Raw genomic sequence first — 8,757 nt, forward strand, 5'->3', positions numbered from 1 at the left:
CGCGGCGCCTTCGGCCCGACCCGCAGCACCGGCCGGGATCCGGCCGCGCAGAGCCCGCCGGCGACCGCCACCGGCACGGTCCCGCCGCCGGCGCCCCAGGCCGCGCCCAGCCGCGCCAGCACCACGCGGCGGTGGTAGCCGGCGCCGCGCTCGGCATCGGCGGAATGGTAGTTGGCGATCGCCTCCGCCCAATTGCCGAAGCGCGCATGCAGGTCGCGCAGGAAGGCGATGGCGTAGCGGATATTGGCCGCGGGCTCGAGCCCGCTGGGCACGTCCGGGAAGGCGTTCGGGTGGTACAGCAGGTTCACCTGCATGCAGCCGATGTCGATGGACCGCCGCCCGGCGGCCTGCAGCGCCGCGACCTCGGCCGCCGCGGCGGCGCGGCTGGCGGGCATGCGCCCCTCGCCCTCCACGTTCAGCGCCCAGGGCCAGGGCTCGAACCGGCCGGTGCGGGGGTCGCCGCGGCCGCTCTCGACCAGGGCGATGGCCAGCAGCAGGCCGGGCGGCAGGCCGGACCGCGGCTCGGCCGCCGCGATGGCGCGGCGGCAGGCGGTCCAGGGATCCTCCTGCGGCGGTGGCGGCCCTTGCGCCCGCCCCGGGGTCGGCCAGGCGAGGCCGAGGAGCAGCAGGGGCAGCAGGACGCGGCGCATGCGCCGGACCTGGCCGCCGCGCCGCGCCCGGGTCAACCCGTGACCACGTCCGACAGCAGCTTCAGGTTCATCGCCACGATCACGACGGTGGCGGCCCAGCCCAGCGCGAGCTGCCAGCCCGGCGCCGTCAGCGGCCCCAGCCGCTTCCGGTCCGAGGCGAAGAGCATCAGCGGCACCACCGCGAAGGGCAGCTGCAGGCAGAGCACGACCTGCGACAGGATCAGCAGCTGCGCGGTGCCGGAAGCGCCGTAGAGCCAGGTGACGATCACCGCCGGGACGATCGCCACCAGCCGCGTGACCAGCCGCCGGATCGCCGGCGGCAGCCGCAGGCCGAGGAAGCCTTCCATCACCACCTGTCCGGCCAGCGTCGCCGTCACCGTTGCGTTCAGGCCGCAGAGCAGCAGCGCGACGGCGAACAGCGTGGCGGCGGCGGCGCTGCCGACCATGGGCGTGAGAAGCTCGTAGGCTTCCTGGATCTCCGCCACCTCCGTCCGGCCTCCGGCATGGAAGACCGCGGCGGCGGTGATGAGGATGGCGGAGTTCACCAGCAGCGCCAGGCAGAGCGCGGTGGTGCTGTCGATGGAGGCGAAGCGGATCGCCTCCCGCTTCTGCGGCACCGTCTCCCCATAGGCGCGGGACTGCACCACGGCGGTGTGCAGGTAGAGGTTGTGCGGCATGACGGTGGCGCCGAGGATGCCGATGGCGATGTAGAGCTGCTCCGGCTCCGTCAGGATGGACGCGCTGGGGATGTAGCCGTTCAGCACCGCCGCCCAGTCCGGCTGCGCCATGGCGAGCTGCGCGACGAAGCAGCCGAAGATGAGGAAGATGAAGCCGGCGACCAGCGCTTCCAGCCAGCGCACGCCGCGGTGCTGCAGCCAGAGGATGAGCAGCGCATCGAGCGCCGTCAGCACGACGCCGAGCAGCAGCGGGATGCCGAACAGCAATTGCAGCGCGATGGCGGTGCCGATGAGTTCCGCGAGGTCGGTGGCGCAGATCGCCACCTCCGCCAGGAACCAGAGGACGTAGTTGACGGGCCGCGGGAAGCGGTCGCGGCAGAGCTGCGCCAGGTCCCGCCCCGTGGCGATGCCGATGCGGGCGCAGAGCGCCTGGAGCAGCATGGCCATGACCGAGGAGAGCAGCGCGACGGCCAGCAGCGTGTAGCCGAAGGCCGAGCCGCCGGCGAGCGCGGTGGCCCAGTTGCCGGGGTCCATGTAGCCGACGGCGATGAGGTAGCCGGGGCCGACGAAGGCCAGCATCCGGCGCAGCCAGCCGGCGGCGTCCGGGATGCGGACGCTGCGATGCATCTCCGGCAGGCTGACCCCGTCCGGCGTGGCGGCGGGCGCGGCGGCGGGGTCCGGCGGGGCGCTGGGGCGGGTCAGCATCGGGGCGGGCCCGGCCTCGCCCCAGGGGAGGGGCTGGAGGCGATGGCTGAACAGGTCTTCAACTGTTCAGATGTCCTTTGCTTTTCAATGCGTTAACCTGTATCCGGCAGGTGCGGCGGCGGCCCGGCGGTGTCAAGCCCCGGTGGCAGGGGTCGGCCGGTGGTGGCCGCGCCCCGCCTTGCAGGCGGCTTGTGGCGGGGCGGGCGGGGCGCGACTGTGGCGGCTTCGGGCAAAGGAATTCGGCATGCGCGGGCGCGTCAGGATCGGCGACGACCAGGTGGTGGAGCTTGCCGAGATGTTCCGGCTGATGAGCGACCCGACGCGGCTGCGCATCATCCTCGCCTGCCTCGACCACGCGGCGGCGGTGGGGGAGATGGCGGACCGCCTGGGCATCTCCGCCTCCCTCGTCTCCCACCATCTGCGGCTGCTGCGCGCGGCGCGGCTGCTGCAGGCCGACCGGCGGGGGCGGCAGGTCTTCTACGCGGTGCAGGACGAGCACATCCGATCCATGCTGTCCGATATGGTGGACCATGTGGCGGAAGGCGACGCGGAAGCGGAAGGAAGCGCCTGAAAAAGCCCGGCCATCTTGCTGGACGGCGAAGCGGGCTCACTTGTGCGGTGCGGGGCAGCGCGCCTATGGTCCGGCCGCGCCCGCCCCGCCCCCCATGGACGTCCATCGGGGGGACCCCGTGGGGGAAGCGTGCCGGCCGCCCGGCGGCCCGGCTGGAGAGGATCGCGGGCGTCGCGCGTCGAACGCCCGGTCGGGAATGGGATGCGACGTGTGATCGGGCGTTGGTTCGCTAAGCTATCGCGGTTGGCCACGGCCGGCCTCGTCGGGGGCTATTGCCTCCTCGGCCAGGCCCTGGCGCAGGGCAGTGCCCCGGCCGCCACGCCGGAGGCATCGGGCGTCGGCGCGCCGGTCGCCTGGGGCCTTGGCCTGCAGCCGGCCGCCGGCCCGGTGAAGGAGGCGATCCACGACTTCAACACGCTGGTGCTGTGGATCATCGTCGCCATCACCATCTTCGTGATGGGCCTGTTGGGCTACGTGATGTGGAAGTTCCGCGAAAGCGCGAACCCCAAGGCGTCCCGCACCAGCCACAACACGACAATCGAGATCGCCTGGACGGTCATCCCGGTGCTGATCCTGGTGGTGATTGCGATCCCGTCCTTCCGCCTGATCTACTACGAGGACCGGGCGCGCGACGCCGACCTCACCATCAATGTCCAGGGCCGGCAGTGGTACTGGCACTACGCCTATCCGGACCACGGCAACCTGGCCTTCGACAGCCGGCCGATCCCGGAGGAGGACCTGAAGCCCGGGCAGCCGCGCAACCTGGCGGTCGATGAGCCGCTGGTGATCCCCGTGGGCAAGACCGTGCGCGTGCTGACCACCGGCCAGGACGTGATCCACAGCTTCTTCGTCCCCAGCCTGGGCGTGCAGAAATACACCATCCCCGGCCGGACGCTGGAGACTTGGTTCCGCGCCGACCACGCCGGCACCTTCTACGGCCAGTGCAACCAGATCTGCGGGACCAACCACTGGTTCATGCCGATCCAGGTGCATGCGGTGCCGGAAGCCGAGTTCACCGCCTGGGTCGAGCAGGCGAAGAAGAAATACGCGCAGGCGGATGGCGCCGCGCCGGCGGTGGCCCAGGCGGCCCCCGCGGCGGCGGCCCCCGCGGCGCAGCAGATCGCGGCCCTGCCCCGGTGACCCGGGGCCTGGGGCGCAGCATGAGTGACCTTGCAGCGGGACGGATCCATGGCGACCGCGTCTGACCACGCCCATAACGGGCACGATGCCCACCACGACCACAAGCCGGGCTTCGTGGCGCGCTGGCTCTTCAGCACGAACCACAAGGACATCGGCACCCTCTACCTGATCTTCGCGGTCTTCGCCGCCTTCATCGGCGTCGGGCTCTCCGTGCTCATGCGCATGGAGCTGCAGAACCCGGGGATGCAGATCTTCGCCGACGGGCAGGTCTGGAACAGCGTGGTCAGCGCGCATGGCCTGATCATGGTGTTCTTCGTCGTCATGCCGGCGCTGATCGGCGGGTTCGGCAACTGGTTCGTGCCGATCATGATCGGCGCGCCGGACATGGCCTTCCCGCGGATGAACAACATCAGCTTCTGGCTGCTGGTGCCGGCCTTCCTGCTGCTGGGCAGCAGCCTGTTCGTCGGCAGCGGCCCGGGCGCGGGCTGGACCATCTACACCCCGCTGTCCGACAGCACCTACCATCCTGGCCCGGCGATGGACCTGGCGCTGTTCAGCCTGCACCTGGCGGGCGCCTCCTCCATCATGGGCGCGGCGAACTTCATCACCACCATCTTCAACATGCGCGCGCCGGGCATGACCCTGCACAAGATGCCGCTGTTCGTGTGGTCGATGCTGGTCACCGCCTTCCTGCTGCTGCTGGCGGTGCCGGTGCTGGCCGGCGCCATCACCATGCTAATCACCGACCGCAACTTCGGCACGGCCTTCTTCAACCCGGCCGGCGGCGGCGACCCGGTGCTGTTCCAGCACCTGTTCTGGTTCTTCGGCCACCCCGAAGTCTACATCATGATCCTGCCGGGCTTCGGGATCGTCAGCCACATCGTCTCGACCTTCAGCCGCAAGCCGGTCTTCGGCTATCTCGGCATGGCCTATGCGATGGTGGCGATCGGCGTCGTGGGCTTCATCGTGTGGGCCCACCACATGTTCACCTCCGGCATCGATGTCGACACCCGCGCCTACTTCATGGCGGCGACGATGGTGATCGCGGTGCCGACCGGGGTGAAGATCTTCTCCTGGATCGCCACCATGTGGGGCGGGTCGCTGCAGCTGAAGACGCCCATGCTCTGGGCCATCGGCTTCATCTTCCTGTTCACGGTCGGCGGCGTCACCGGCGTGAAGCTCGCCAATGCCGGCATGTCCCCGGTGCTGCACAACACCTACTACGTGGTGGCGCACTTCCACTACGTCCTAAGCCTCGGGGCCGTGTTCTCGATCTTCGCCGGGTTCTACTACTGGATCGGCAAGATGAGCGGGCGGCAGTACCCGGAGTTCTGGGGGAAGGTGCATTTCTGGATGCTGTTCATCGGCGCCAACATCATCTTCTTCCCGCAGCACTTCCTGGGCGCCCAGGGCATGCCCCGCCGCTACCCGGACTACCCGGATGCCTTCTGGGGCTGGAACATGATCTCCTCGATGGGGTCCTACATCGCGGCGGCGTCCATGTTCGTCTTCCTCTACGTCGTCTACCGCACTTTCACCTCGAAGGAGCAGGTGGCGGACAACTACTGGGGAGAGGGCGCGACCACGCTCGAATGGCAGGTCAGCTCCCCGCCGCCCTTCCACACCTTCGAGGAGCTGCCGCGCGTCCGCTGACGCGCGGGGCCTCGGAACTGCCGCGCGCCCGCTGGCGCGCGGGGAATGACCGGAGCGGCCGCGCCCCACCGGGGGCGGCCGGACCGGGGCGGCGCCCGCCGGCACCGCCCCGCCTCCACCACGGGAACCGGTGCGCGCCATGCCCCCCGGCATGGCGTTGCCATATAGAGTTGCTGGACCTGCCGCGCCGATGAGCGACCTGACCGCCTCCGCCCGCCCCGATGCGCTCGCCGCGCAGCCCGACCTGTCGGAGGTCGGCGACTGGCTGACGCTGCTGAAGCCGCGCGTCGTCTCGCTGGTGGTGCTGACCGGCGTGGTCGGGCTGCTGGTCGCGCCCGGGCGCCTGCCGCCGGCACTGGCGATCGCCGCGGTGCTCTGCATCGCCCTCGGCGCCGGCGCGGCCGGCGCGATCAACATGTGGTACGACCGCGACATCGACGCGCGGATGAAGCGCACCGCGACGCGGCCCATCCCGGCCGGGCGGATCGCCCCGGGCGCGGCGCTGGCCTATGGCGTCGGCTTGGCCATGGCTTCCGTCCTCATCATGGGGCTGGCGACCAACTGGATGGCGGCGGGCGTCCTCGCCCTGTCCATCCTGTTCTATGTCGGCGTCTACACCATGTGGCTGAAGCGCCGGACCAGCCAGAACATCGTCATCGGCGGCGCCGCCGGCGCCTTCCCGCCGGTGATCGGCTGGGCGGCGGTGACCGGCCATGTGACGCTGGAGCCGCTGGTCCTGTTCGCCATCATCTTCTTCTGGACGCCGCCGCATTTCTGGGCGCTCAGCCTCTTCGCGCATGCCGACTACGAGCGGGTGGGCGTGCCCATGCTGCCCGTGACGCATGGCGCGAAGGAGACGCGGAAGCAGGTCCTGGTCTACACCCTGGTGCTGCTGCCGCTGACGCTGGCGCCCTGGGCGCTCGGCTTCGCCGGCTGGGCCTATGCCGCCGCGGCGGTCCTGCTGGGGGCGGAGTTCCTGCGCCAGAGCATCGCGGTGTACCGCGACGCGCAGGATGCCGCCGGCCGCAGCCTGACCAAGGACGCGCCGGCGCGGAAAGCCTTCCGCTACTCCCTCTCCTATCTCGGGCTGCTGTTCATCGCGCTGGCGGTGGACCGGATGATCCTCGGATGACGGCCGAAGCGACGACCGTGAAGATGACGCCGGAGGAGCGGGCGCTGTTCGAGCGGCGGCGGCGGCAGAAGAACTGGGCCCTGCTGGCCGTGCTGATCGCGCTGGTGGTCCTGTTCTTCTTCATCAGCTCCGCCCGCGTGCTGAGGGGCTGAGGCCATGCCGGACACTCAGGCGCCCGACCGGGCCGAGGCGCTGCGCCGCCGCAACCGCCGCACCGGCATCGGCGTCGGCGCCTTCGTCTGCGGGATGGTCGGCCTCGCCTTCGCCTCCGTCCCGCTCTACGACATGTTCTGCCGCGTCACCGGCTACAACGGCACGGTGCAGGTCGGCGGGCCGGCCGCGCCGGGCGCCGGCGAACGGCTCGTCACCGTGCGGTTCAACGCCAATGTCCAGCCCGACCTGCCCTGGCGCTTCCTGCCGGGCCAGGGGCCGCAGCGCGTGCGGGTGGGGGAGGAGACGATGGCCTTCTACCAGGCGGAGAACCGTTCGACGGCGCCCGTCACCGGCGTCGCCACCTACAACGTGACGCCGGAGGTGGTGGGGAAGTACTTCCACAAGGTCCACTGCTTCTGCTTCGACCAGCAGACGCTGGAGGCGGGGCAGAAGGTGGACATGCCGCTCAGCTTCTGGGTGGACCCGAGGATCGGCGACGACCCGAACACCCGCGACATCCGCACCATCACGATCAGCTACAGCTTCTTCCGCAGCCTCGATGACGCGCAGCGCAACGGCGCCCTGGCGAATGCCGGGCCGCATGTCGGCGCGGCGCCGCGCGGCACGCCCTGAACCCCCGGCGATCCCGGCCGGGAAGGCCCGCACGGGCTTGATCCGGCCAGGGTTTTCGGGATTGATGCGCCCCATCCGGCCGCCCCCTGCAGCGCAGGCGCGGCCCAGGAATTCGGACCAGGACGAGAGATGGCCAGCACCACCCACATGACGGCCACGGCCGCCCCCGCCGCGCCGATGGGCATGGCGGAGGCCGAGGCGCCGCCGCTGCACAAGCACCCCTACCACCTGGTGGATCCCTCGCCCTGGCCCCTGGTCGGCAGCTTCGCCGGCGGCGCCCTGGTGCTGGGCATCATCCTCGGCGCGCATTACGGCACCTGGTGGATGCTCTATCTCGGCATCGCCGGCGTGCTGGCGACCATGTTCTTCTGGTGGCGCGACGTCATCCGCGAATCCCACACGCCCGGCCTGCACACCCCGGTGGTGCGCATCGGCCTGCGCTACGGGATGACGCTGTTCATCGCGTCCGAGGTGATGTTCTTCGTCGCCTTCTTCTGGGCCTATTTCCACTTCGCGCTCTACCCGGACCATGTCTCGGGCGCCGAGGTGGCGATCTGGCCGCCGAAGGGCGTGCTGACCTTCGACCCTCTCGGCCTGCCCTTCCTCAACACCATGATCCTGCTGCTGTCCGGCTGCACCGTCACCTGGGCGCATCACGGCCTGCTGCACGGGGACCGCAAGACCCTGGTGAACGGCCTGGCGCTGACCGTGCTGCTCGGCCTGTCCTTCACCGCCTTCCAGGCGATTGAGTATGCCGAGGCGCCGTTCAAGTTCACCGGCGGCGTCTATCCTTCGGTGTTCTTCCTGGCCACCGGCTTCCACGGCTTCCACGTCATCGTCGGCACCACCTTCCTGGCGGTCTGCCTGATCCGCGCGATGCGCGGGGACTTCACGCCGAAGAAGCATTTCGGGTTCGAGGCGGCGGCCTGGTACTGGCATTTCGTGGACGTGGTGTGGCTGTTTCTCTTCATCTGCATCTACTGGTTGGGTGCGGGCGAGATCGCGGCGCACTGACATGGCGGTGGGTGCGGCCCCGGGCTCCGGGGCGGCCCCGCTCGCCCCGGTCGTCCTGCTGGGCCGCTGTCCGCGCTGCGGCAGCGGCCCGCTCTTTTCCGGGCCGCTGGCGGTCCGCCAGGCCTGCCCCGCCTGCGGCCTGGACCTGCGGGCGCATGATGCCGGCGACGGCCCGGCGATGGCCGGCATCTTCGTCGTCGGCGCGCTGGCGGTGATCGCGGCGCTGGTGGTCGACGCGAAGTACCAGCCCCCGCTCTGGCTGCATGCGGTGCTGTGGCCGGCGCTGGTGCTGCCCCTGTCGCTGCTGGTCATGCGCCTGGCCAAGGCGCTGCTGGTGGCGCTGCAGTACCGGCACGGGCTGCGCGGCACATGACGCGCCCGGCCCGCCGCCGGGGCGCCGCCCGCGGCCCGCGCGGCAACGGCGCCGGC

General features: G+C 70.8%; 9 protein-coding genes and 1 pseudogene. 8 read left to right on the forward strand and 2 right to left on the reverse strand.

Features of this window, described 5'->3' with window-relative positions:
* Window positions 1-650, reverse strand: a pseudogene (locus tag E2C05_RS25165) (transglycosylase SLT domain-containing protein); the annotation flags it as partial.
* Window positions 651-682: 32 nt separating this feature from the next.
* Window positions 683-2,032, reverse strand: a complete 1,350-nt coding sequence (locus E2C05_RS25170) for an Nramp family divalent metal transporter (protein ID WP_133222396.1) — start codon at window positions 2,030-2,032, stop codon at window positions 683-685.
* Window positions 2,033-2,276: 244 nt separating this feature from the next.
* Here E2C05_RS25170 and E2C05_RS25175 point away from each other — a divergent pair, with 244 nt between their 5' ends.
* The 8 genes from E2C05_RS25175 (at window position 2,277) to E2C05_RS25205 (ending at window position 8,701) form a co-directional block, all read left to right on the forward strand.
* Window positions 2,277-2,603, forward strand: a complete 327-nt coding sequence (locus tag E2C05_RS25175) for an ArsR/SmtB family transcription factor (protein ID WP_133222397.1) — start codon at window positions 2,277-2,279, stop codon at window positions 2,601-2,603.
* A gap of 243 nt (window positions 2,604-2,846) precedes the next feature.
* The gene (coxB, locus tag E2C05_RS25180) at window positions 2,847-3,743 is read left to right on the forward strand and encodes a cytochrome c oxidase subunit II (protein WP_408901630.1); all 897 of its coding nucleotides are present in this window, start codon (window positions 2,847-2,849) and stop codon (window positions 3,741-3,743) included.
* A 48-nt stretch (window positions 3,744-3,791) separates the two neighbouring features.
* Window positions 3,792-5,396, forward strand: a complete 1,605-nt coding sequence (gene ctaD / locus E2C05_RS25185) for a cytochrome c oxidase subunit I (RefSeq protein WP_133222399.1) — start codon at window positions 3,792-3,794, stop codon at window positions 5,394-5,396.
* A gap of 190 nt (window positions 5,397-5,586) precedes the next feature.
* A complete protein-coding gene (locus E2C05_RS25190) occupies window positions 5,587-6,528 on the forward strand; it encodes a heme o synthase (RefSeq protein ID WP_133222400.1) in 942 nt (313 codons plus the stop codon).
* On the forward strand, window positions 6,525-6,680 hold the full coding sequence (locus E2C05_RS33360; protein WP_158292362.1) for a hypothetical protein: 156 nt from the start codon (window positions 6,525-6,527) through the stop codon (window positions 6,678-6,680). Before E2C05_RS25190 ends, E2C05_RS33360 begins: the two co-directional genes overlap by 4 nt.
* A gap of 4 nt (window positions 6,681-6,684) precedes the next feature.
* Complete coding sequence (locus E2C05_RS25195) at window positions 6,685-7,314, forward strand: cytochrome c oxidase assembly protein (protein WP_133222401.1); 630 nt, start codon at window positions 6,685-6,687, stop codon at window positions 7,312-7,314.
* Window positions 7,315-7,491: 177 nt separating this feature from the next.
* Window positions 7,492-8,328, forward strand: coding sequence for a cytochrome c oxidase subunit 3 (locus tag E2C05_RS25200; RefSeq protein WP_456306526.1), 837 nt, complete (start codon window positions 7,492-7,494; stop codon window positions 8,326-8,328).
* A 1-nt stretch (window position 8,329) separates the two neighbouring features.
* Window positions 8,330-8,701 carry a DUF983 domain-containing protein gene (locus E2C05_RS25205; protein ID WP_133222402.1) on the forward strand — a complete coding sequence of 124 codons (372 nt, stop codon included), beginning with the start codon at window positions 8,330-8,332 and terminating at the stop codon, window positions 8,699-8,701.
* The last annotated feature ends 56 nt before the right edge of the window (window positions 8,702-8,757 follow it).

The sequence above is a fragment of the Paracraurococcus ruber genome (assembly GCF_004353985.1).
GTDB lineage: Bacteria > Pseudomonadota > Alphaproteobacteria > Acetobacterales > Acetobacteraceae > Paracraurococcus > Paracraurococcus ruber.